Source organism: Yinghuangia sp. YIM S10712, from assembly GCF_051388935.1.
Lineage (GTDB): Bacteria > Actinomycetota > Actinomycetes > Streptomycetales > Streptomycetaceae > Yinghuangia.
The window spans coordinates 329,004-352,550 of the sequence record NZ_JBPKBI010000004.1 but is presented as its reverse complement, the minus strand read 5'-3'; the positions used below and the strand labels follow the sequence as shown (position 1 = coordinate 352,550).

20 protein-coding genes are annotated in these 23,547 nt (G+C 70.7%); 11 read left to right on the top strand and 9 right to left on the bottom strand.

Annotated elements, in window-relative coordinates:
- Positions 1 to 297: 297 nt before the first annotated feature.
- Entirely contained in the window at positions 298 to 915 is a 618-nt protein-coding gene (locus ACRX5W_RS13530) for a hypothetical protein (RefSeq protein ID WP_436788320.1), read from the top strand.
- A gap of 42 nt (positions 916 to 957) precedes the next feature.
- A complete protein-coding gene (locus ACRX5W_RS13525; protein ID WP_436788319.1) occupies positions 958 to 1,839 on the top strand; it encodes an oxygenase MpaB family protein in 882 nt (293 codons plus the stop codon).
- A 524-nt stretch (positions 1,840 to 2,363) separates the two neighbouring features.
- On the opposite strand, the gene ACRX5W_RS13520 is transcribed toward ACRX5W_RS13525, so the two are convergent.
- Positions 2,364 to 3,980 carry an acyl-CoA synthetase gene (locus ACRX5W_RS13520; RefSeq protein ID WP_436788318.1) on the bottom strand — a complete coding sequence of 539 codons (1,617 nt, stop codon included), beginning with the start codon at positions 3,978 to 3,980 and terminating at the stop codon, positions 2,364 to 2,366.
- Between the two features lie 156 nt (positions 3,981 to 4,136).
- Between ACRX5W_RS13520 and ACRX5W_RS13515 the strand changes: the two genes are divergently transcribed.
- A complete protein-coding gene (locus ACRX5W_RS13515; protein WP_436788317.1) occupies positions 4,137 to 4,946 on the top strand; it encodes a crotonase/enoyl-CoA hydratase family protein in 810 nt (269 codons plus the stop codon).
- A 381-nt stretch (positions 4,947 to 5,327) separates the two neighbouring features.
- Here ACRX5W_RS13515 and ACRX5W_RS13510 read toward each other — a convergent pair whose 3' ends face one another.
- Positions 5,328 to 5,510 carry a hypothetical protein gene (locus ACRX5W_RS13510; RefSeq protein WP_436788316.1) on the bottom strand — a complete coding sequence of 61 codons (183 nt, stop codon included), beginning with the start codon at positions 5,508 to 5,510 and terminating at the stop codon, positions 5,328 to 5,330.
- 369 nt (positions 5,511 to 5,879) lie between these two features.
- Between ACRX5W_RS13510 and ACRX5W_RS13505 the strand changes: the two genes are divergently transcribed.
- Positions 5,880 to 7,115, top strand: a complete 1,236-nt coding sequence (locus ACRX5W_RS13505; protein ID WP_436788315.1) for a hypothetical protein — start codon at positions 5,880 to 5,882, stop codon at positions 7,113 to 7,115.
- Between the two features lie 229 nt (positions 7,116 to 7,344).
- Here the strand turns inward: ACRX5W_RS13505 and ACRX5W_RS13500 are convergent, their stop codons facing one another.
- Positions 7,345 to 7,839 carry a hypothetical protein gene (locus tag ACRX5W_RS13500; RefSeq protein ID WP_436788314.1) on the bottom strand — a complete coding sequence of 165 codons (495 nt, stop codon included), beginning with the start codon at positions 7,837 to 7,839 and terminating at the stop codon, positions 7,345 to 7,347.
- Positions 7,840 to 8,243: 404 nt separating this feature from the next.
- Between ACRX5W_RS13500 and ACRX5W_RS13495 the strand changes: the two genes are divergently transcribed.
- From ACRX5W_RS13495 to ACRX5W_RS13485, 3 genes are all read left to right on the top strand, one after another.
- Entirely contained in the window at positions 8,244 to 9,284 is a 1,041-nt protein-coding gene (locus tag ACRX5W_RS13495; RefSeq protein WP_436788313.1) for a carboxymuconolactone decarboxylase family protein, read from the top strand.
- 314 nt (positions 9,285 to 9,598) lie between these two features.
- A complete protein-coding gene (locus ACRX5W_RS13490; protein ID WP_436788312.1) occupies positions 9,599 to 9,802 on the top strand; it encodes a cold-shock protein in 204 nt (67 codons plus the stop codon).
- Positions 9,803 to 10,109: 307 nt separating this feature from the next.
- Positions 10,110 to 10,592 carry a hypothetical protein gene (locus ACRX5W_RS13485; RefSeq protein WP_436788311.1) on the top strand — a complete coding sequence of 161 codons (483 nt, stop codon included), beginning with the start codon at positions 10,110 to 10,112 and terminating at the stop codon, positions 10,590 to 10,592.
- A gap of 9 nt (positions 10,593 to 10,601) precedes the next feature.
- Here the strand turns inward: ACRX5W_RS13485 and ACRX5W_RS13480 are convergent, their stop codons facing one another.
- Positions 10,602 to 10,856 (bottom strand): winged helix-turn-helix transcriptional regulator, encoded by a 255-nt coding sequence (locus tag ACRX5W_RS13480; protein ID WP_436788310.1) that lies wholly within the window; start codon positions 10,854 to 10,856, stop codon positions 10,602 to 10,604.
- 344 nt (positions 10,857 to 11,200) lie between these two features.
- Positions 11,201 to 12,154, bottom strand: a complete 954-nt coding sequence (locus ACRX5W_RS13475; RefSeq protein ID WP_436788309.1) for a phosphotransferase — start codon at positions 12,152 to 12,154, stop codon at positions 11,201 to 11,203.
- Between the two features lie 800 nt (positions 12,155 to 12,954).
- Between ACRX5W_RS13475 and ACRX5W_RS13470 the strand changes: the two genes are divergently transcribed.
- Positions 12,955 to 14,430, top strand: coding sequence for a DNA-binding protein NsdB (locus tag ACRX5W_RS13470; RefSeq protein WP_436788308.1), 1,476 nt, complete (start codon positions 12,955 to 12,957; stop codon positions 14,428 to 14,430).
- Between the two features lie 77 nt (positions 14,431 to 14,507).
- Here ACRX5W_RS13470 and ACRX5W_RS13465 read toward each other — a convergent pair whose 3' ends face one another.
- On the bottom strand, positions 14,508 to 16,142 hold the full coding sequence (locus ACRX5W_RS13465) for a PP2C family protein-serine/threonine phosphatase (RefSeq protein WP_436788307.1): 1,635 nt from the start codon (positions 16,140 to 16,142) through the stop codon (positions 14,508 to 14,510).
- Positions 16,143 to 16,470: 328 nt separating this feature from the next.
- On the opposite strand from ACRX5W_RS13465, the gene ACRX5W_RS13460 reads away from it, so the two are divergent.
- On the top strand, positions 16,471 to 17,547 hold the full coding sequence (locus ACRX5W_RS13460; protein ID WP_436788306.1) for a rod shape-determining protein: 1,077 nt from the start codon (positions 16,471 to 16,473) through the stop codon (positions 17,545 to 17,547).
- Between the two features lie 239 nt (positions 17,548 to 17,786).
- Here the strand turns inward: ACRX5W_RS13460 and ACRX5W_RS13455 are convergent, their stop codons facing one another.
- Positions 17,787 to 17,978, bottom strand: coding sequence for a hypothetical protein (locus ACRX5W_RS13455; protein ID WP_436788305.1), 192 nt, complete (start codon positions 17,976 to 17,978; stop codon positions 17,787 to 17,789).
- 172 nt (positions 17,979 to 18,150) lie between these two features.
- On the opposite strand from ACRX5W_RS13455, the gene ACRX5W_RS13450 reads away from it, so the two are divergent.
- Together ACRX5W_RS13450 and ACRX5W_RS13445 are read left to right on the top strand one after the other, a co-directional pair.
- Positions 18,151 to 19,332 (top strand): Rieske 2Fe-2S domain-containing protein, encoded by a 1,182-nt coding sequence (locus tag ACRX5W_RS13450; RefSeq protein ID WP_436788304.1) that lies wholly within the window; start codon positions 18,151 to 18,153, stop codon positions 19,330 to 19,332.
- Entirely contained in the window at positions 19,329 to 20,732 is a 1,404-nt protein-coding gene (locus tag ACRX5W_RS13445) for a cryptochrome/photolyase family protein (protein WP_436788303.1), read from the top strand. The genes ACRX5W_RS13450 and ACRX5W_RS13445 overlap by 4 nt, the downstream gene beginning before the upstream one ends.
- Before the next feature lie 35 nt (positions 20,733 to 20,767).
- Here ACRX5W_RS13445 and ACRX5W_RS13440 read toward each other — a convergent pair whose 3' ends face one another.
- Positions 20,768 to 21,961 (bottom strand): acetyl-CoA acetyltransferase, encoded by a 1,194-nt coding sequence (locus ACRX5W_RS13440; protein ID WP_436788302.1) that lies wholly within the window; start codon positions 21,959 to 21,961, stop codon positions 20,768 to 20,770.
- 2 nt (positions 21,962 to 21,963) lie between these two features.
- Positions 21,964 to 23,547: OB-fold domain-containing protein (locus ACRX5W_RS13435; RefSeq protein WP_436788301.1), on the bottom strand; the 1,584-nt coding region annotated here is incomplete at its 5' end.

Here is a 23,547-nt window from a genome sequence, read left to right as displayed (position 1 = left end):
AGTAGGACGCCGCCGGAATTATTGTGTGGAAGAGGCTTCTCCCTTTCGGGAGAAGCCTCTTTTGCATTTATGGCCGTGCGCACAAACGCTTGCCGGTGGCATTGGCGGCCTGTTTCGTGTTTCGGTCACGTTCGTTCACAGTTGATCCTTGTTTTGTCACGGGGTTGTCCTGACGCTGGGCAGTCCGGTACTGAACCGCTAGCGTGAACGCATCACGCACCGACCGGCAGGGAGTCGACCGCCGGTTGTCTGGGGGGACTTCGGGTGCGGTGACCTACTTCTTCCGGGGGGAAGACCATGCGTACCAAGATGCGTTTCAACATGCGCAAGGGTGCCGCCGCACTGGCCGGCGGTGTGTTGGCGCTCGGGGTTCTGACCGCGTGCGGTGACGACGACGCCGCTTCGGGCAGCCCGTTCGACAAGAAGGGCCAGGCGGCCTCCGACCAGGGCGGGTCCGGCGGAGGAAAAAACGATTCCGGTGGCAAGGGCGGCAAGGTGCCTGCCGAGCTGGTCGGCGTCTGGACGACAGGTTCTGTCTCGACGATCAACTACGAGGACGCCATGACGGGCGCCCTCGCACCGCCGAGCGGGACGCACAGCGAGCTGACGCTCAAGTCGGACGGCTCGTACAGCCAGAACGGCCTGCTTCAGTCGACCGTGTACAACTGCACGACCTCGCTCTTCGTCATGGAGGAGGGCAAGGCCTCCGTTCAGGGCGACAAGATCACCTTCAAGCCGAGCAAGCTCAAGACCACCATGCAGAACACCTGTAGCAAGAGCGGCAACCACACGAACAAGGACGGCGAGAAGAAGACCACGGTCGACACCTTCGAGCTGACCGAGGATGAATACGGCCCGTTGCTGCGGTTGACCGACGACACGGGTGCCTCCAGCGACTACCGGCCCGAGAAGTAGAGTTTTGGGAGGGGCCGCAAGTACTCGCGAGAGGTCGGAGCCGTGCAGGAAGCCCAGGCGAAGCGGCCGGCGGACGGCGCTCCGGATGACGAGGGGCTGTTCGGTCCGAAGTCGGTGACGTGGCAGTTGCATGCCGATCCGATCATGTGGATCGCCGGGGTCCGGGCGCTGTACCTTCAGGCGCTGCATCCGCGCACGTTGCGCGGTGTTGTGCAGAACTCGAACTTCCGTGAGGACCCGTGGGGCCGGCTCTTCCGTACTGCGGCGTTCGTGGGGACCACGACGTACGGCACCCGAGCCGAGGCCGAGCAGTTCGGCGCGCGGGTACGGCGGATCCACCGGTCGCTGAAGGCCGTCGATCCGGAGACGGGTGAGTCGTACCGAATCGACGAGCCGGAGCTCCTGCGCTGGGTGCACTGCGCGGAGGTCGCTTCGTATGCCGAGGTCATCCGGCGTGCGGGGTTCCCGCTGACGGAAGACCAGGTCGACACGTACTACCGCGAGCAGCAGGCGTCGGCGGTGTTGGTCGGGCTGGCGCCGGAGGACGTTCCGGCGTCGCGTGAGGCGATGCGCGTGTACTTCGACGAGGTCCGGCCGGAGCTCGGCAGGTCTGCGGAGGCGGACGATGTGTGGGACTTCCTTCGTCGTCCGCCGGTGCACCCGGCACTGTGGCTCGGTCGTGAGCTGATATGGCGTCAATTCGCCGAGCTTGCTTACGGATCGCTGCCGTCGTGGGCCCACGACATGTACGGGCACCGGCCCCTGCCGCCGGTCGCGGTGACGCTGGGCCTGCACGGGTGGCGAACCAGCGCGTCGGTTGTCTTGCCGTTGGTGCGGCCGGTGTTCCAGTCGCCGCACATCAAGGCCGCGGTCGAGCGCCTCGGTCCCGAAGCAGCGCCCTCGGCCTCGCGCTTGGCGGCGTAGTCGAGGGCGGGATTGCACGGCGAGCCGAGTTTCTGACGTTCCATCAGGTTCGGTCTTCCGCCGGCCTCGACTACGGGGCATACTGCTAGGCAGAGTCAAGGATTGGGCGTCCGTGGGAACCGGCTCCGACGCCGGCGTTTTTGCCCGGTTGGGGCCTCGGTACCGGCACGGCGGTACGACGGCAGGATCGTTCGGGGGACCGAAGCGGTCGGTCCTCGGGAACGACACCATCAAGATTGTTTCGAAGTTCCCAGGCGCCGAATGGGAACGACCCGTCGGCCGATCAGTCGCCGAGCGAAAACGTCGGCCGCCATATCGAAGAACCGTCCGGGCCATTTCCGGAGGGTTGCGTCGGCATGCCCTGGAGGACTCGGAAACCGGCCCTCGAAATCGGCGCCGAAAGAGTCGGTGTTCGCCAAGCGACTTCGTGTCCGCAAAAAGCGGACGACCGGATTCCGTAGTCCGGCCGCCCGCTTTCCCGGAACGCTCCGGTTTTGCCGAGGCCCGCTGAATGCCGGCCGCAGTTAATCCGCTGCCACCGACAGTGCCCACGGCAGGTCCGGCTTCCCGGTCGGTGTCCGCCGAGTCTGCTCGACGAGCCGCAGCACGCGCGGAACCTTGTATCCGGCGATCTTCGTGCGGCAGTGCTCCTGGATCGCCTCCAGTGTCGGAGCCGCGCCCGCGCGCGGCTGCACGACCACCGCGACGGTCTGGCCCCAGCGTTCGTGCGGGATGCCCACCACGATCGCGTCGTATACGTCCGGGTGGTCCTTGACGGCGCCCTCGACCTCCTCGGTGAAGATTTTCTCGCCACCGGAGTTGATGGTCGCCGAGCCCCGGCCGAGCAGGGTGATCCGGCCGTCTTCCTCCAGGCGCGCGAAGTCGCCGGGCACGACATAGCGCGTGCCGTCCGCCGCGGTGCGGAAGACCTCGGCCGTCTTGACCGGGTCGCCGAGGTAGCCGAGGGGGATGTTGCCCTTCCGGCCGAGCCGGCCGACGACGCCGGACGGCAGGGGGTTGAGGTCGTCGTCGAGCACGACCGAGTCGGGCACCGCCTTGACCGTGATGCCGCCGCCGTCCTGCTGGGCCTGGCCCTTCACCGCGACGCCCACGCCGTTGGCACCGGATTCGGACGCGCCGATCGCGTCCGACACGATCACGCCGAGGCGCTGCATGAACGCCTCCTTCAGTGACGGCGAGAACAACGCGGCGCTGGAGGAGACCGCGAAGAGCGAGCTCAGGTCGTACGCTCCCGTGCGTCCGTCGGCGCGCGGCTCGTCGACCGCCTCGATCAACGGCCGCGCCATCGCGTCGCCGGTGATCATGATGACGTTGACCTTCTCCTCCTCGACCGTGCGCCACACGTTGTGTGCGTCGAACTTGTCGATGAGGACCACGCGCTGACCCTTTGTCAGGTTCTGGAGCAGGCCCCACTGCGTTGCTCCGTGCATCAGCGGGGCGATGGGGAAGAACGTCCCGACGTTGTCGCGCCCCTTCTGCGCGAGTTCTTCGGCGCGGTCCACGCGGTGGCCGTTTGTCGGGTCGATGCCGCCGCCGAGCGCGAAGATGACGTCTTCCTGACGCCACATCACGCCCTTGGGCATGCCCGTCGTGCCGCCCGTGAACAGCAGGTAGACGTCGTCGCCGGTCCGTGGCGCGAAATCGCGCTCCGGCGACGCCGCCGCGAGGGCCCGCTCGTACGCGACCGCCCCCGAAGCCGTGCCGTCACCGGTCGGCTCGGTGCCGTCCTCGACGACGACCAGGTGCCGCAGTGTCTTCACCTTCGGCAGGACCTCGGCCACGCGGTCGGCGAACTGCCGCTGGAAGATCATCGCGACCGGTTCCGCCTGGTCGAGGAGGTACGCCAGCTCATCGGCGACGTACCGGAAGTTCACGTTCACGCAGATGCCGCGGATCTTGTAGATCGCGAGCATCGCCTCCGCCCACTCGATGATGTTGTAGGCGTAAACCGCGACGCTGTCGCCCGGCCGCACGCCCGCGTCGGCGAGATGGTGGGCGAGGCGATTCGCGCGCGCCTCCAATTCGGCATACGTACGGCGTTCGCCGTTCGCGACGACGGCCTCGCGGGCCGGATATTGGTCAACCGCGTACTCGAAGAGATCGGCCAGGTTGAATTCCATGGGCGGGAGAGTAAGGACGAGAGCGGAGGAATTCCATAGCGATGTGCGATTAACGTGCCGCGGGTCTTGTGGCGGTGTCGTGCCCCCTGCACCCTTGACCGAGACAATGATCGGGTTTCCCGTGCCGTTTACGGACGGGTCGTACAAGGAGGGGCCTTGGCCGCCAACCCGCACCTTCTGGTCGAGCACCGTGACGGGACGCTGCTCGTCACGCTCAACCGCCCGGAGGCGAAGAACGCGTTCTCCCTGCCGATGCTCGTCGGCCTGTACGACGCGTGGCTCCAGGCCGACGCCGACGACGAGGTGTACTCGATCGTCCTCACCGGCGCGGGCGGCGACTTCTGCGCAGGCATGGACCTCAAGGCCCTCGCCGGTGCGGGCATGGCCGACGGAGAGACGGCGGTCTACCGCGAACGCATGGCCGCGGACAAGGACTTGCACTGGAAGGCGATGCTGCGCCACCACCGCCCGCGCAAACCGCTGATCGCGGCGATCGAGGGCTACTGCGTCGCGGGTGGGACGGAGATCCTGCAAGGCACCGACATCCGCGTGGCGGGGGACACCGCGGTCTTCGCGATCGCCGAAGTCCAGCGCGGCCTGTTCCCGCTCGGCGGGTCCACCGTGCGCCTTCAGCGCCAGATCGGCTACACGAACGCGATGGAGATGCTGCTCACCGGGCGCCGCTACAGCGCTGAAGAGGCCCGCGAGATCGGGCTCGTCGGCCGTGTGGTCCCGGCCGGCACCGCGGTGGAGGCCGCTCTCGCGATCGCCGCGACGATCAACGCCAACGGACCCATCGCTGTCGAGGCCGTCAAGCGCTCGGTCATCGAGACGGCCGACCTGTCGGAAGAGGACGGTCTCAAGCGCGAACTGGCCATCGGACAACCGGTGTTCGCGACCGCCGACGCCAAGGAGGGCCCAACGGCGTTCGCGCAGAAGCGGAAGCCGGTCTTCCGCCGCGAGTGAGGTCGGACCTGCGTGGCGCCTTGGGAACTCACCGGGTTGGCGGGGGGCGAGGCTGGGCGTTGCGCGGCCCGCCCAAACGAGAACCCGACGGCACGCCCCGGCGGTCGACTGCGGCGGTCGACTGCGGCGTTCGGGATCAGCGTGTGCCCGGGCATGAGACGCGGGACCGCGTCTTCCGACCATTCACGGGACGACCGCCAGGCGTACTGCTGGGTGCCGAACGAAAAACGGCACGAACCAGGAACACCTTCTGCGGCCGTGCTCCGTTTCGGTGTGTGACCCGCCCGAGGTGGGCCCGCAGCATCGGACGTACCGCAGCCCCGCGCCTCAGGGGCCGAAGAGGTCGCGCCGACCAGGGGGCGCGCCGCGCGCCGAGTGGGGTCACTCGGTCTCGGAGCGTTCTCCCTCGGCCTGCGATGTTTCGCTCGCGTGTGAGGTCTGCTCGGACGTCATGTCCTCGTCGGACAGGTGTATGTCTCCGTGCGAGACGATGACGCGCTCGGGGGAGTGGACCTCGTGTCGGGTGGTGCTGGTGTGCTGCTCGTCCACCTTGGTGCCGGACATCGGACCTCCAGCGTTCAGGCCGCACCCCACCGTGCGGGGTGCGGCTCCGCTGCCTCCAGTGTCCCTCGGCCTGCGGCAGAGCCCAACCCGAGCGGCGACGACGACCGCTCGCGGTGAGGGAAGACCCCCAACGCACCCGAACGCGCCTTCGTTCACTCGCTCTTCGCTCGATCGCCACCTCGCCGTGAGGCCGACGACCAGGCGCGGACCTAGCGTTCGGCTATGACAGCACCGGTGGCCGCTCCGCCGGCCTCGCCTCCCGGGGGCGTTCCTCCCCGGATCGTGCCAGGTGCGCCGATTCCCGCCGGGCCGAGGCCGCCCGAGGCATCTGACGCTCCGTCACCAAGCCCACGCCGATGGTCTGTTCCGATGCAGCTTCGGCTGTGGACGGCATCGGCACTGGCATTGATCGCCGTCCTGCTCGTCATGCTCGTGAACGGGGTCTCCGACGCACGCGACAGCCTCCACACGGTCGGCAGCGACACCGCGCCGCAGGCCGCGACGGCCGCGGACCTCTACTACGCGCTGGCCGACATGGACGCGCAGGTCGCCAACGTCCTGCTGATCGGCCACGACGAGCAGATCGGCAACAAGCAGTCGGTGCTGCGGCAGTTGCGCCGCGACCGAGCGGCCGTCAGTGCGGCGATCCAGAAACTCGTCGACGGCGGGCTCAGCCCCGAAGGCCACAAAGTCGCGCAGGACCTGCTGGCCGACCTGGCGACGTACGACTCCCTCACCGGGCAGGCACGGCTCGCCGACGACCAGGTGGCCGATCGCACGCCGGCGGGAAATCCGCCCGCGCTCGCCACGAACTTCTACCTCACCGCGACGGCGCTGCTGCACCAGGACATGTTGCCGGCCGCCGACCGTCTCGGCGCCGACGCGGAGAACCGGCTCAGCGACTCCGCGCGGGACGGACGTGACTCCGCGCATACGGCCGCTCTCACCGTCGCGCTGCTGGGCACGGCCGCCGTGGTGGTGCTCGTCGGGTTCCAGGTCGTCCTCACGCGCCGCTTCCGGCGGATCCTCAACCCGGCGCTCGCCGCCGTGACGCTTGCGGTGGCCGTCGTGACCGGTCTCGGGGCGAGTCTCCTGGCCGACCACGGGGAGCGCCTGCGGGACGCGAAGACCGAGGCGTTCGACCCGTTCAGCGAGCTGGCCCGCACGCGCGCGATCGCCTCGGACGCCAACGCCGACGAGAGCCGGTACATGATCCTTCCGGATCGCGGCACCTACTACCGCGCGCAGTTCGACGGAAAGGTCGCGGAGCTGTACAAGACCTCGTCGCAACCTGGGCTCGACCGACGCTTGGCCGCCTTCCTGCGGGACGACGCGGCGCTTGTTGCGGCAGTCGAGCGCGGGGACCGGGCCGCGGCCATCGGCATGGCCACCAACATCGGCCGGGGCAATCTGGCGTTCGAGTTCTACGACTACCAGGACACATTGGACGACACCGCAACCGCGCACCACACCGACTTCGTCGACCGCGTGGACGACGCGGAGGCCGCGCTGACCGGCTGGACGGTGTTGCCCCCTCTGGTCCTGGGCGCGGGCGTTCTGCTGGTGGTGGTCGCGGTCCGTCCGAGGCTGCGCGAATACCGCTGAGGCGGTCGCGGACGGCGCTGACTCAACCCGGTCAGTGGATCGGTGGGGTGAGGCTTGGCCGTCTCAGCCTGGTCTCAACCCGGCTGAGGCTCGGCCGTCTCGACCTGCTCTCAGCCCGCCCGTTGTGCGGTGTCCGATCACGGGCGGGCGCGTTCGCGGGCTCGTCCGGGCGCCCGACATCCGCGGATTTCCGGCTGGGCGGAACCCTGCGCAATCCCGCCCAGCTGCTTCAGGCCGCCGGGCAGGGCTCGTGCGGTTCGGCGCGGTAGGGAGCGCCGTGGCTGGTCACCAGGTGGGCTGTGCCTTCTTCGGCGCGCTCCGGCGGAAGCTGCCGCGGAATGCGTGCGAGGGAAGCGACGTACGGCTCGCCGCACGCGTCGCACAGCACCGGAGCCGAGACGGGCGCGTACCGGTCGAGCGTGCGCAGCAGGCTGCGGGCGAAACGCAGCGCGGTCGCGAAGGCCGCGGCGGTGCCCTCCTTGTCGCCGACGCCGTGCGCGTGCGACGCCTCCCGCAGCGCCTTGGCGAGGTAGCACAGGCTCGCGCGAGGAAAGGGCGGCGCTGCGGCGGCGAGTCCGTCGGCTTGACCGGCCACCGCGCCCGCCCAGCCCGGGAAGGCGGGGTGGCGCACGGCCCAGCCGGAGCGCTGCGCGATCACCGATTCGGCGAGCTTGCGTGCGGCTGCGGCGCACTCGGGGGTGAGGTCCTTGCGGTCGAGCTCCATGTCCGGCTCCTCGATGACTTCGGTCGGACGACGCGGCGGGTCGGGCGATCCGCCTGTGCTGCGACCGCGATGGCCCACCGGACCCCGGCGTCCGGCCCCGAGTGTTGGGAAGCGGCAGACGTCGCAGGCCGCAGCACTAAGACAGGATGCGGGCATTCGGGTGGCAAACGCGATGAAAGATGACCTATGTCACACCGAAATGTGCCCGATTGATGAGAAATGTAGGTTTGCTACACCGCGCTTATCGGGCAAACCGGGCCTTTGGCTCGCTGGACGGACACGCTCCGCGACGCCTCTTCCAGCTGCACGGAACATCTGTTACCCATGCCCCCGGACCGCCCGCGCGCGCCGTCGCAACCAGCGAAGACGCGCGCCGCCGACGTGTGGGAAGGAGGCGTTTCGCCGTGCCCAGTTGGCTCCCGGAAAGCGCCGAAGGGGTCACCGAACTCGACGGAGCGTTCGGCCTTCGCCCCGCGCTGTACACCCGTTACCGGGACTACATGACCCGCCTGTGGTCCCCGGTCGTCCTGGACGCCGTGCTCACCGAGCTCGTCCGGCTGCGCATCGCCGGGCTGCACGCGTGCCCGATCGAGCAGGCCGCCCGCACGCGCGCCGCCGTGCACGCCGGGCTCACCGAGACACGCATCGACCGGCTCGTGCGCGGCTCGGGGGACCCGGCCTTCTCGCCGGTCGAGTCGGCCTGCCTGCTCTTCGCCGAGCAGTTCGTGCTCGCCCCCGAGACCGTCACCGACGACGACCGCGACGTGCTCGCCGCTCTGCTCGGCGACGCGGGCCTGGTGGGGCTCGCGATGGTGTGCGCGGCGTACGACGGCTTCGACCGCTTCCGAATTGTTCTCGGCATCCAGGACACCGACCCGGAGCTGCCGTACCCCATGCTCGTCCATCCGCCCGGCCTCGACCCCGAGGCGCCCGGCCGGCCGCAGATGTGCCGTCCCGCCGACCCGTTGGGAGGCGGCGCGCTCGGCCGGCAGCCCGACCTGTTGGCGTCGTTCCTGCGCATGTCCACGACGCTCTGGTCGGACGGCGTCGTCGACCACCCCGCCAAGGAGGTCGCCCGGCTCCGAAGCGCACGTGTCACCGGCTGCCGTTGCTGCCGCAACGTCCGTTTCGCGCAGGCCCGCGAGGACGGCCTCCGCGAGGACCTGGTCGCACTGATCGCCGACGGATTCGAACACAGCCGTCTGGAGGAACGCCACAAAGTCGTCATCCGCTTCGCCGACTTCTTCCTCGGCGACCCGCACGGCATGGCGACCGAACGAGCCGCCGGACTGCGCGCCGACCTCGTCGCCGCATACGGTCCGGACGGCACCGTGGAGCTGGCCGTCGGCTTGGCGCTTTTCGTGGGCTTTTCCAAGATGGGGGTCACTCTCGGAACGGTTCGCTCCGATTTTCCGACGATGGTCATACCGACCCCGCGCGGGTGAATCCGAAGTCCCCGGCGAACCGCGCGCGAGACCCGCGTGAACAGCCAAGGTCCCGAGAAATCGCCGCCGACCCGCCGTTCGAAGGCGGCGCGATTCGGGTGGCGAAGGGCTGTTGCACCCGGATCTTCCCGTGTAACGTTGCCCGCGGTTGCAAGCAGTAGAAGTAGTTCCCTCGCAAGACCGACGCCTGCGGACTTGACTAACCGTGGGCGTTTTTCCATCCCGGAGTACTTCGCGGGGAGTGGGACCACTCGACGTAAGCGACCCGGACGTCGCGAAGTGCGGCGGCTGAGGTTTTCATGAAGGAAGAAGACATGGCCACCGGTACGGTCAAGTGGTTCAACGCGGAAAAGGGCTACGGCTTCATTCAGCAGGACAACGGCAACGCCGATGTGTTCGTCCACTTCTCGGCGATCCAGACGAGCGGCTACCGCACGCTTGAGGAGAACCAGCGGGTCGAATTCGAGGTCACGCAGGGTCAGAAGGGCCCGCAGGCCGAGCAGGTCCGCCCCCTCTGAGCCGCGCTCAGACTTCGGCCCACGGGCACGGCGCCGGACAACCCCGGTGAGCGCCCGCTGAGCCGGTAAGGACCCGCCCCCGCCGGGGCGGGTCCTTCGCATGTCCGGCACCTCTCGGGCACGCTCCGGCGCGTGTCCGGCACCGGCCCATGCGTGCCCGCCGCGTGCCCGACCGTCACCCGTACGGCCGCCTCCGCCGGGCGGCCGGTGGACCATGCCGAACTCGCAGGTGGGCCAAGGGTTCGGAGCGCTCCGGGCGGCAACCCTCGCGTCGGGCGGAACCAGGGGTACGCCGTAGCATGGCCCCATGGGTTTCCTGCGCCGCCGCCCGCCCGCCGGGCCGGACTTCGACGTTCTTGCGATTCCGTTCACCGACTGGCCCGGCTCCGTGGTGGTGCACATCCTGCCGGGGGCCGACGGCAGTTGTCAGGGGATCTTCGTCCGCTACGACCTGCTCGCCGGCCGGGGCCCCGCCATGCTCATCGGCAACCTCCCGGCCGGCTCGCCCGGCCGCGCCGAGGACGTGGGGCGCATCGAGGCCCAGCAGCTCATCGCGGCGCTCGGACACGACGAGATGCCTGAAGAGCTCGGCGTCGAGGAGCACCCGGTGATGCAGGACGACGGCCTCCTCGTGGTACGCCGCGTCAAGTACGCCGAGGGCCGCCTCGCGTGCGTCGAATTCGACCGCAACGACGACGTGCAGGTCCGGATCGTGTCGTACGACCGGCCCCTCACCGACGACATCTTCGCGCTGCTCAAGCCGATCCCCGCGGAGCAGTTCCGGGGCTGACCCGGTCCTTCACCCCGCCTTCAGCGCATCCGGGACGGCGCCGCCCGTGTTGCGGGCCCGCTCTTGCAGCAGCGTCGCCGGATGCTCGCGGCTCCACGCGCGTGCGGCGTCGATCAGCGTGAGCAGGCTGCGACCGAGCGGGGTCAGCGCGTACAGCACGCGCGGCGGGTTCTCGTCGAACTCTGTGCGGGTGACGAGACCGTCGCGCTGCATGGCCCGCAGCGTCTGGGCGAGCACTTTCGCGGTGATGCCGGCCGGCGGCACACGCAGCTCGTTGAGCCTGCGCGGGCCCTCCTGGCGCGTGGCAGTGGTCGTCGGCTACGTGCTCGGTTGGCGGGCCGGGCGGGAGGGATCGCGCCGTGCCGGGCCCGGCGGCGCGGCCGACTTCGTCGAGTCGTGCCGCCGGGCCGGACGCGCTGTGGCGTGGAGCAGTGCCGGGCCGCAGCCCCCAGGCGCTGCCGACGGAACGCCGTCATGGCGGCCCGGCGCGATGAGCCGGCCGACCCGGTCGGCCTCACGGCACACCACCGGTCGCGGGGACACGGCATCGACCTTCTCTCCGCGTTCCACACCGCGCGCTCGACCGGTTCCGCGTCCGAAGGACACGGTCAGTGCGTCCCCACCGCCGCGCGCACGGCCCGCCGTACCGTCGCGCAGTCGTCGTGCAGGCGGCGCAGCAGGCGGCGGTCCTCTTCTCCGGCGGCCTTGCGGTCGTGCATCCGGATCTCGCGGACCAACACGAGCATGAGGTTGACCAGGAATGCGTCGCGGGCGAACGAGCCGCCCTGCTGGGCGGATTGCACGATGTGCCGCCGCGTCGCCGGGTCGCGGGCAAGCAGCGACCAGAGCACCGCGAGGTCGTAGCCGGGCAGGTGGTAGCCGACGAACTCCCAGTCCACCAGAGCCGGTCCGCTCGACGTCACCAACACGTTCGAGAGCAACGCGTCGCCGTGGCAGAGCTGGAGCGGCAGGCGTGATAGTCCGCGCAGCAGTTGTGCGAGGTCGGTCGCGTCGCGATCGGTCAGCAGCCCCAGGGTGTGGTAGCGCTCGACGCGCGGCAGGTAGTCGAAGGCCGCATGGAACGAACCCGCCTGCGGCTTCCAGGTATTCAGCGACCCGAAGGCGTGCAGCACGGCGCGGACGTCCGCCCGCGCCAGCGTCGCCCCCGGGTGCCGCTCGACGGCGACCGGGCGCCCCGGCACGTGCTCCAGCACGAGCACCCGGCGCTCCGGATCGGCACCGAACAGGCGAGGTACCCGCACCGGAGGCCGCTGCCGGGTGAAGGCGCGGTAGGCGGATATCTCGTGTCGGAACCTCTGCGTCCAGTGCGGGGAATCGTCCGCGAGGTATTTCACGACCACCGGATTGCGGCCGAGCGAACCGGTCATCAGCACCGACTTCCCGGTACGCCGCATCACGCCGCCCGCGACGAACCCCGGGCACACCTTCGCCGCCGCGGCGGCCACCGTCTTCGGGGTGACCGGCGGCAGATGCTGATGCGCGGGATGCGCCCGCGCGGCGTCCGCGCCCTGGTCCGACCCGCCGTGCCCGCCCTGCGCCACCGGCACCCTCCGCCCCGGAAACTCCGACTCGCGGCCGACCGGACCGTACGCTCCCGAAACCCCCGCGCCGCCGGGACGCCCCCGTCCCGGGTCGGCTCCCGGGACTCCCGGGGGCCGTGCCCCCGACTGGCCGACCGCTCTGCGCGGCGTCGTCGTGGACGATCCGGTATACGGCGACGGGCGCGGCGGGGTGCCGCGCGTGACCGTACCCGACGAACCGCGGGTCGGTCGGGACGCTGACGGTGACATCGAGGACCTTTCTGCTCCGGTGAATGCTCGGGGTGGCCGGTGGCCGGTGGCCGGTGGCCGGGTGTGGCTTGTGCGCGGGCTGTAAGGCACGGCCTGGTGCCGGCCGGTGTGGCACGCGTGTCGGTGTTGTGTTGTGTTGTGTTCGCTGTGTGCGTGGCCTGTGGTTGGCGACCGGCGACGGCGGGCCGGTCCGGAGGCGTCCTGGGATCCGCCCCGGCCGGTCGCCGGCACCGACGCGGCGGTGGCAGCCGCGCTCGCCGGTGCCGCGACACCGGATCCCGCACCCGCCGAGGCGGAAGCCGCGCGCCGGGCACGGAAACGCGGAGGGCAACTCCCGCCGCGGATCCGATGGTTCGGAGCCGGCCACACGATGGCTGGGTGCCCGCGTGCCGGATCCAGGCTCCACGACACTCCCTCGCGCGGGTGGTGATCCATGTGGCGGACCCTGGCGAACCCTGGCGAATCGGCGGCGGCCGACGCGGGCCCCATTAGCCTCGAAACACCGAGCAGCCTGGGGGCTCGACGGACAGCGACTCGAAGGGCGGACCGACATGCGGCGCGAGCGCAACACCAAACTGGTGGACCTCTTCGCGCTGACCGGTTGGTCCAAAGGCGAACTCGCCCGGCTGGTCAACCGGCGGGCGGCCGGCATGGGACACCCGCAACTGGCCACCGACACCTCACGGGTGCGGCGTTGGCTGGAAGACGGCGAGTGCCCGCGCGACCCCGTGCCCCGCGTTCTCGCGGCGCTGTTCACCGAGCGACTCGGACGTGTCGTCACCTCCGAGGATCTTGGCCTCAGCGGGCGCGCGAGGCACCACGTACCGGCCGTTCCCGAGGAACTGCCGTGGAGCACCAAGCGCACCGTGGACGCCTTGACCGAGTTCACGGGAATGGACCTCATGCTCAATCGGCGTGGCTTCGTCGGTACGGGATTCGCCTTGGTCGCGGGACCCGTCCTCGTCACCAACTTCGACCGCTGGCTGGCCGGCGGCTCATCCGCACACGGTGTCTCCGACGCCGCCGGCACCATCGGCCCGCCTCGGGCGGCCACCTTCGGCACCCGTACCGCGTACGCCCCCGTCGACGCCGGCCCGGTCGGTGTCGACGAGGTCGCCGCTCTCGAACACGCGGTCACCGTCTTCCGCGCCTGGGACGCCAACCGCGGCGGCGGCCTGCAGCGCAAGGCCGTCGTCGGCCAGCTCAACGAGGTCGGCAATCTGCTCACCGCGGACAACGCCGGTCCGGTCAAGCAGCGCCTGTGGGCGGTCGCTGCGAACTTGTCCGTGCTGGCCGGGTGGATGTCCCACGACGTCGGCCTCGACCCGACCGCACAGAACTACTTCGTCATCGGCGCGCACGCCGCCCGCGAGGCCGGCGACCTGCCGCGTGCGGCCGAGGCGTTGTCGCGCGCGGCACGCCAGATGGTCCACCTCGGCAGACCGGGCGACGCACTGTCGCTCATCGACCTCGCGCAGCGCACGGCGGGGGAGCGCGCGACGCCGACGACGCGCGCGATGTTCCACACCGTCGAGGCGTGGGCCCAGGCCGCGCTCGGCCGGTCGGCGGACTGCCGCCGCGCACTCGGGCTCGCCGAGGCGGAGTTCACGCGGTCGCAGCCGAAGGACGACCCCGACTGGATCGGCTTCTTCGACGCCGCGGACCTGCACGGCATGCAGGCGCTGGTGTATCGCACGCTGGCCGAGACCGATCCGACCGCGGTACGCCCTGCGCAGGAACACGCCGCCAAGGCCATGGAGTTGCGTGCCCAAGGCCACCAGCGCTCGCAGACCTTCGACCTGATCTCGCTCGCTTCGGCCTACCTGCTCGACAACCAGCCGGACGCGGGGGCGCAGTACGCCCGCCTCGCGATCCGGTCCACGCGCGATGTGTCGTCCCACCGCACGTGGGACCGCCTCAATGAGATGCAGCAACTCACCGCCCAGTTCAAGGACGTTCCCGAGATTTGGCGCCTGCACGAGGAAATCGCCGACAGCGGGGGGCTGTCGGGCCCGTCGAAGGCGTAAGTCGCCCAGAACGCACCGGGGTCGGGGATGCGGAGGCCACGAGGCCCTTTGCGTCCCCGACTCCGGTTCGCCCGGCGTCAGGTCACCCGCAGCGCCATCACACACGCGTCGTCTTCGTGGTCCGTCGGCGCGAGGCGGCTCACCACCAGGTCCACGCACGACCGCGCGTCCGCCCCGTGCAGCAGCGGAGCCAGGCCGAGCAGCACGCCCACGGCCTCGTCGACGTCGCGGCCACGGCGCTCGACCAGCCCGTCCGTGAACAGCAACAGCAGGTCGCCGGAGCGGAGTTGGAGGTGCGACTCGGCGTACGACGGCTCGTCGTGCGCTCCCAGCACGATCCCCTCCGGTGCGGCAGGCACCGAGCCGTGTCCGTCGCGGAACAGCAGCAGTGGCGGGTGCCCCGCGCGGGCCCAGGTCAGCATCCTGCGCTCGGGGGCGTACCGGCCGCACAGTGCGGTGGCGACGGCCTCGGCCGGAAGTGCCTGCAAGACAAGTCGGTTGAGCCAGTAGAGCATCCGGCCCGGTGACGCGCCGGTGACCGCAAGCCCCTCCAGCGCGCTGCGCAGCGTCGTCATCCCGGACGCCGCCGCGAGCCCGTGGCCGGACATGTCCCCGAGCGTCACCAGCACCGACCCGTCGGGCAGCGCCATGCCGTCGTACCAGTCGCCGCCCACGCGCGCGGTCGCCTCGGCGGGGGAGTAGTGCGTCGCGATTTCCAAGCCCGGCAGGGCGATCGCGCGGGTCCACCGCGGCATCACGACGCGCTGGAGTTCGGCGGCGAGCCGGTGTTCGGCGCGCGCGAGGCGGCGTTGGGCGAGAAGTTGCTCCCGGGTCTCGGACAACGCCGCCTGGGTCCACCGCAGTTCGGTCACATCACGCGCGATGATCCAGACGCTGCGCGGCGAACCGTCGACGTCCAGGACCGGTTCGCCGACGAGATGCAGTGCGCGTACGGCGCCGTTGGCCCGCATGACGCGCAACTCGCATTCGGATGCAGTCAGTTCGGCCACGAGATCACCGACGAACCGTTCCATGGCCGGGTGGTCGTCGGGCACGACGTGTTGCGGCAGGTCGTCGAGGCGCAGCGGCCCCAGCAGCGGGTCGCGGTCGAAGATCTGGTACATCTCGTCCGACCATCGGATCTGGTCCGTGTCGAGGTGCCATTCGCCGCTTGCGATTAGGCCCGCGGGGGCGTGCGGCGCGGGATCCACCAGGTCGCCGTGACCGGCCCCGTGCCGCTTCGCCTCGGGCGGCGGCAGCAGGTCGCGCGCGGCCTTCAGGCGGTCCGGTACGGCGGTGTCGCCGACCACGGTGTCGACCAGGCGCGGACGCAGGTAGCGCCGCGACCGGAACACCTCGGGAACCAGCTCGGCGGGCGGTACGGCCGGTGCGCGGTGCGGTACCGCGTCCTGCCCTCCCGGCAGGACCCCGACAGCGTACGTGTCCGGGCCCGGGAGTTCGGGCGAAAGGCATTCCGGCGAACAGCCGTTCGCGAAGTCGGCCGCTTCCTCGCGGGCGGGGGCGCTCAGTTGCGCGAGGTGGCCCAGCGACTGTTCGAGGCTGGCCGCCAGCAGCTCGCAGACGTACGCCTCGCGCGTGGACTCCCGGGACACGTAGTCCGCGAGCAGGTCCTCCACCTGTGAGCGGAGCCGGGCCACCTTCGTCACCATCGATGTCAGCTCGGCCGCGTCGGACCCGGTCCGTTCGTGCATCTACCCGCCTACGCCTCTCTCGTCCGCCGCACGCACTCTGGCACAGGACCGAATGCGGAGGAGTCGATTTCGCCACTTTGGTCGTGACTGGGCTGGGAGTGGCAGGAATGACCGCTGAGTCGTCCGATCGGGGCCGACATCCGATCAATTTATGAGCAGGTCCGGTCGGGGCCGGTCGGGTGCCTTCGTGGTGTGTCGTCACTCGCCCGGGTCACTTGCCGCGCGATGCCGCGCCGGATCGGCTCACGATGGGACCTGTTTTCGCTGTCCGTTCGCAACGTCCACGTAGATTCCGCCGGGCTTTGCGGGACCAATTCGGAGGAATGCTGTGGGAGTCGATACCGCCGCGCTGCGGCGCTGCCAGATGGCCGTGGACCTGGGCGCTTCCCGGACCCGGATCCACGTCAGAGACGAGGGGCTGGTCGTCGACGAACCCAGCCTGACCGCGGTGGACGCGCGCTCCGGCAGCGTGGTCGCCGTCGGCTCGGTCGCCGCCCGGATGCTCGGACGGGTGCCGGGCCACATCCACGTATCGCGCCCCATGGACAGCGGCACGGTCGCCGACATGGACCTGGCGCAGTCGATGCTGCGCCACATGGTCGGCCGCCACGTCCTGCCGCTGCGGCGCGGCCGGCGCAGGGCGCGCGCGGTGGTCGCCGTCCCGTACGGCAGCGGGCCGCTGACCCGGAAGGCGGCGGTCGACGCGCTGTCCGCGCTCGGCATCCGGCACGTCGAACTCGTCGCCGCGCCGGTCGCCGCGGCACTCGGGTGCGGCTTCGAGACCGACCACGCCGAACCGGTGATGCTCGTCGACTGCGGCGCCACCATCACGCAGATCGCGGTGGTCGCGTTCGGCGAGGTGATCTCGGGGACCGTGGTCCCGGTCGGCGGCGACGCGATCGAGCACGCGGTCACCGAACACGTGCTCGCGCGGCACGGCCTTGAGCTGCCGACCGGCGGCCCCCGCGACATCTGCGTCCGCCTGGGCCACGACGACACCTTCCCGGTCACCGGGAAGGACATCCGCAGCGGCTGGGCCCGCAACGCCGCCGTCGACGCGGCGGCGCTCCGGGCGGTCATCGGGGTGTCGCTGGTCCCGATCCTCGACGGCATCGGCGCTGTGCTCCGCAACCTGTCCGCGGACCTCGTCGTCGACCTCGCGGCCCGCGGGCTGACGATGCTCGGCGGAGCGTCGGAGATCCCGGGCATCGAGGCCACGATCCGCGCCGCGACGGGCATGCCGGTCCGCATCGAGCCCGATCCCCGGTCGCGGGTGGTGGACGGCCTGGCCCGGCTGATCGACGCCAAACCGTCGAGGCGTCCGGCGGAGCAGCCCGTCGCGCCCGAAGGGCCGATCGAGGCCACTCCGGTCACCGACGTCGAGGACTTCGCCTCGGTGGCGTAGTCCGCGGCGTGCGGATTCCGGCGCCGCCCACGTCGCACCGGGCCCAGGGTGCCGTGCACGGCGGCGACAGCGGTATCGGATCCGGCCTCGGCCGGTGGCGGGCAGCCACCGGAGTCCCCAGCAAGCCTTCCTCCTCAGGGCGCCCCGTTCCGGCCCCCATCCCCAGGCCGGCCGGCGCCCGCACCGAAGCCCCCCGTGTCGCCACCGCGGGGGGCTTCGGCTCGTGCGCGGGACGCGGGCTACCCGTTGCCGTCGTCCCAGGCGGCGTCCCTGCGGTCCTCGGTGCGCGTCCGCTCCGCTGCGGACTCCAAGGCGTGGCGGGCGGCTTCGCGGGAGTCGTACGGGCCGAGCCGGTCGGTCGCGCGGCAGCCGGCGCCCTCTTCGACGGCGGAGTGTTTGAGGCAGTAGTACCACTTTGTGTCTTCGCTCATGGCCAGGATCATCGCAGCGGCGACGGGCTCGTGCGAAGCGACTTGGCGTGCGTGGGTGTTGGGACGGCGCTCAGGCAACTCCGCTCGGACGGGCGCGAACTGCAAGGTTGCTTGATAAGCGCCGCTCTGTCCTAGTCTGTTCGCAGTCGTGTGAGTCAAGGAGGGAAGCCGGATGAGCGGGACGCAGTCCGCGTCGGAGGAGCAGGTCGATGCTGTGTCGATCGACGACCGAATTGATTCGTCCGATGACCGTTTCGGCAGCGATACGGACCTCCGAAGGGTCGGCATCGATCCCGATCACTGGTATCCGGTCGCGGTGTCCCGCAGCGTTCCGAAGGGCAAGGCGTTCGCCACCGCCTTCGCGGGGGAGCGGATCGCGTTGTTCCGCGGGGCGAGCGGTGCCGTCCACGCCCTGGAGGACCGGTGTGCGCACCGCCAGGTCCCGCTCAGCATGGGCGTCGTCGAGGGCGACACGCTCCGCTGCTGCTACCACGCGTGGACGTATCGGGGGAACGGCCGCATCTCGCAGATCCCGTATCTCCCCAAGGGCGTCGACCGGCCGCCGCGGGGAGTGCGCGCCTATCCGGTGCGTGAGGCCTACGGGCTCGTGTTCGTCTTCCCCGGCGACCCGGAGAAGGCGGACACGACGGAATTCCCGGAGCATCCCGCCTTCGCGTCGCCCCGGCACAAGACCATGACCTTCTCGCGCACGGTCAAATGCCACTACTCGTTCATGCACGAGAATCTGCTCGACATGAACCACCAGTTCCTGCATCGCGGGGTCGTCGGCCGCATCCAGCCGAGGCTCCTCGGAAGCGAAACCGGGCGGGATTTCGTCGAGGCACGCTACCTGTTCACGCACGGCGGCGGCCGGAAGGACCGAGGCGCCGGATTCCTCGCGGCCGAGGGCTTGGGGGGCGGCGGTACGGCGGACGTCATCACGATCCGCACCGAATATCCCTACCAGAAATTGCACTTGGTGCCCGAAAGGGCGGAACTCCCGGCGTTCTCCCTGTGGGCGGCGTACGTTCCCGAGGATGCCGAGCAGCGCACCAACCACGTCTACGGCCTGCTCACCATCGCCAAGCCGAGGATTCCCCGGGCGCTCGACCTCGCGTGGCCGTTCATCCGTCGGTTCACCGAACGCGTCTTCGCCGAGGACCGGATGGCCGTCGAGGCCGAGCAACGCGCCTGGGACGAACAGGGCCGGGACCGCAACCAGGAGGTGTTTCCGCTGATTCTGGATGTTCGCCAGGTGTTACGCGCCAACGGGGTTCCGATGCGCACGCGCGACGCGTCCGGGTGCGAAGGCATGTGCGGCACCGCGCCGTCGACCGGGGTGGCGTCCCCGTGACCGGGAAGACCGCGTCGACACGACTGCTGTGGTTCCGCCGTGACCTGCGGCTGTCGGACAATCCCGCGCTGCACGCCGCGGCGGGAACAGGCGTGTCCGGTACGGGCGATCGGCATGCGGGCGCCGCGGTGCTGCCGGTCTTCGTCGTGGACCCGCTGCTGTGGGACGCGGCCGGAGCACCGCGCCGGGCCTACCTCGTCCGTTCGTTGCGCGCACTCGACCACGCGTTGCGGGAACGCGGCGGGCGTCTGGTGGTCCGGTACGGCGAACCCGCCGACGAGATCGCGCGGCTGGTCGCCGAGTGCGGGGCCGACGAGGTGCATGCCGCATCCGATTTCGGGCCGTACGGCCGCGAGCGGGATTCCCGCGTCGAAGATGCCCTGTCCGACCGCGACGTGGCGTTCGTCCGGACCGGCTCGCCCTATGCGGTGGCGCCGGGCCGTGTCGTCAAGAACGACGGCACGCCGTATCAGGTGTTCACCCCGTTCTTCCGCGCATGGACCGAGCACCACCGGCGCGGACCGCTTGCGGAACCCGACCGTGTGGACTGGGTGTCGCTGCCCGGCGACGACCTTCCGCCCGAACCGGACGCCGACGTGCCCGGTCTTCCGCCCGCGGGGGAGGAGGCGGCCCTGGCGCACTGGGCCGAATTCCGCGACCGGGGCCTCGACCGCTATGCCGAACTCCGTGACCGCGCCGACCTGTCCGGCACCTCGCGCCTGTCCGTGCACCTGCGCTTCGGCGAGGTCCATCCGCGCACCCTGCTGGCCGAAATCGGCTCCGAAGCGAGCGTGTTCCGCTCCGAGCTGTGCTGGCGGGAGTTCTACGCCGACGTGCTGTGGCACCGGCCGAAGAGCGGACGGGCCTACCTGCGACCGGAGTTCGCCGGCATGGCGTACGACACCGGCGACGACGCCGACGAGATGTACGACGCGTGGTGCCAGGGCCGTACCGGCTATCCGTTCGTGGACGCCGGCATGCGGCAGTTGCTCGCCGAAGGATGGATGCACAACCGGGTCCGCATGGTCGTCGCGTCCTTCCTGGTGAAGGACCTCCACCAGGAATGGACGCGCGGCGCAAGGCACTTCATGCGGCGGCTCGCGGACGGCGACCTGGCGTCGAACAGCCACAACTGGCAGTGGGTCGCGGGCAGCGGCACCGACGCGTCGCCGTTCTTCCGGGTCTTCAACCCGGTCGCCCAGGGCCGCAAGTTCGACCCCGACGGCAACTATGTGCGGCGCTACGTACCGGAGTTGCGTGGCATCGCGGGCGCCGCCGTGCATGAGCCGTGGAAGCTCAAGGACGGTCTGCCCGCCGGATACCCCGAGCGGGTTGTCGACCACGCCGAGGAGCGCGAAGTCGCCCTGTCCCGCTATGACAAGATGCGCAGGCAACGCTGACGCGGCGTGCCCAGCAAGCCCGAATTCCCCGGGCATCAACCTCGTTCGCTGCCCAGGATCGAGATGAACGACACCATCTCGCCCGGATAGCCGCCCAGGTTGTGGGTCAGGGCCAAGGTGCGGTCGGTTGCGGGGATGCGTCGCTCGGGCGGGGCCTCGCCGCGCAGTTGGAGCCATGCCTCGAACGCCATGCGCAGCCCCGACGCGCCGACCGGGTGCCCGAAGGATTTCAGGCCGCCGTCCGGGTTGACCGGCAGGCGGCCGCCGAGGTCGAACGCGCCGGCGAGGACTTCCTTCCACGCGGTGCCCCGGTCGGCGAAGCGCAGATCCTCCATCAGCACCAACTCGGTGGGCGTGAAGCAGTCGTGCACCTCGGCCATCGCGATTTCGGCGCGCGGGTCGGAGACGCCGGCCTGGGCGTACGCGTCCTCCGCGCACGCGGAGATCTCCCAGAACGACGTGTAGTCGTACTCGGGATCGATCACCCCCGAGCCGTTCCCGGCGACCATCGACAACGCCTTGATGAACAGCGGCTTTTCGGTGTAGCGGTGGGCGTCCTCGGCCCGGACGACGATCGCCGCCGCGGCTCCGTCCGCGACGCCCGCACAGTCGAACACGCCCAATTGCCCGGCGAGTTGCGGCATCGCGGAGATCTTCTCGGGGGCGATCTCCTTGCGGAACTGCGCGCGCGGATTGCGGGCGCCGTTGTGGTGGTTCTTCGACGCGATGTGCGACAGCACGGCCCGCATCTCGGCGTCCGAGACGCCGTACTTGTGGCCGTACGCGGGCGCGACCATCGAGAACATCGCGGCCGCGGTCAGGGTGCGCGCGGTGCCGTCGCCGGGGATCGGGAACGCGTTGAGGCCCTGGTAGCCGCCGTCCTTGACCTTCTCGACGCCGATGGCCATCGCGACGTCGTACGCCCCCGACGCCACCGCGTACGCCGCCTGCCGCAGCGCCTCCGAGCCCGTGGCGCACATGTTCTCGACCCGCGTGACCGGCTTGTCCACCAGTTGCAGTGGCTTGGCCAGCATCATGCCGCTCATGCCGGACTGGGCGGTGCCGAGCCAGAACGCGTCGACGTCGTCCTTCGTGATGCCGGCCGACGCGAAGGTCTCGTGCGCGGCGTCCAGCAGCAGGTCGTCGGTGCCCTTGCCCCAGGCCTCGACGAACGGCGTGCAGCCCATGCCGACGATCGCGACACGGTCCTTGATGCCGTGGGATCCCATGCTCAGCCCTCCTGTCCCGACTGCTCCGACTGCTCCGATTGCCGCGACTGCCCCGGCGGCTCGGACTTCCCCGGCGGCTGCGACCGTCCCGACCGAGCGGCGCCGGAGGACACCGGCCGGGCCTTCCAGAAGTAGTTGTGGATGCCGTCCGCCGTGCCGACCCGGCGGAACGTCGGCTCCACGCGGTCGCCGATGCGCACCTGGCCGGCGTCGACGTCGGTGAGCTCGATCGGCAGCCGACCACCGCCGTCGAAGTCGACGACCGCGAACACCACGGGCGGCGACGGCGAGTAGGCCATCCGGTCGATCGTGAACGTCTTCACCGTGCCGAGCGCGTCTGCCATCGGCACCGGCTCCATGTCGTCGACCGCCCCGCCGCGCATGGACACGCGTGCGGGCGGCAGGTGCACCGAGCCCGAGGAACGGTCCCGCGAGCCGACGAAGCCGAACTTCCACTCCACCGACCGGGCCGCCGCCGACGACGAGGTACGCCCCGGCTCCGGTCGGCGCGGCGGCTCGACCGCGAGCATGCCGCGCCACGCCAGGAACTTCCCGTACGCGATCGGCGCCCCGCCCGCGACCTGCGCGGCGACCGGTCGCGCGGGTGCGTAAGACCGCAGCGCGTCCGTCGTGCGGAACACGAACACCTCGGCGCCGTCCGACAACACGACGACGGCGACGACGCGGCCCGCGGCTTTGGCCGTGCCCGCCAGCGAGTCGAACACCGAGGCGAGCAGCAGGCCCGGGTGCGCCGCGCCCGTGGTGCCGACGGTCGCGGCGAGGTCGTCCGCGAGGACGTTGTCGCGCACGCCCAGCGAGCGGCCGAGGCCCGCGACCGCGCGGGCGTGCAGCCCGGCCACGGCGACGTGGTCGATCTGATCGGCCGTCAGCCCCACGTGCTTGAGGGCGTCGTTCCACGCCTGCCGTCCGGCGGCCAGGTAGTGGTTCTCGCCGAACTTCTCCTCCCACAACTTCGACCGCGCCTCGCCCGGCGTCCGCCAGCGGTCGACGAACTCCGCGGTCGCCGACGCCCCGCCGAGGTACTCCGCGATGACCGGGCCGTCGGCAGAGGACCCGACCAGCAGCGCGGACGCCCCGTCGCCGCCCGCCGCCTCGTCGCCGCTGCCCGGCAGACCACCGCGGATGTCCGATGCCACGACCAGCGCCGACGACCCGCCGTCGAGCGCCAGCCGCAGCAGCCCGGCGGCCGAGCGCACCGACCCGGCCGCGTCGATCGCGGGCACGTCCGCGGGCAGCCGCAGCGCGGCGTGGATCGCGGTCGCGTTGGTGCGGTCCGCATACGCGGGTGTCACCGTGGCGAACAGCAGGGCGCGCGGTGTGGGTTGCCCGGTCGCGAGCAGCGCGTTGCGGGCCGCCTCGACGCCCATGGTGGTGGTGTCCTCGTCGAACGACGCGACCGTGCGCGTGCCGCGCCCGCCGCCGCTCCCGGCGACCGCCGCGATGCCGGCGCGGTCGAGGCGGCGGTACGGCAGGTACGCGCCGTAGCCCAGGAAGCCGCGCACGGGCCCAGGGCGGTTCGGTGTCTCCATCGTCGTCGGTACCGTCGCTTCCGCTCGGCGGCGCCC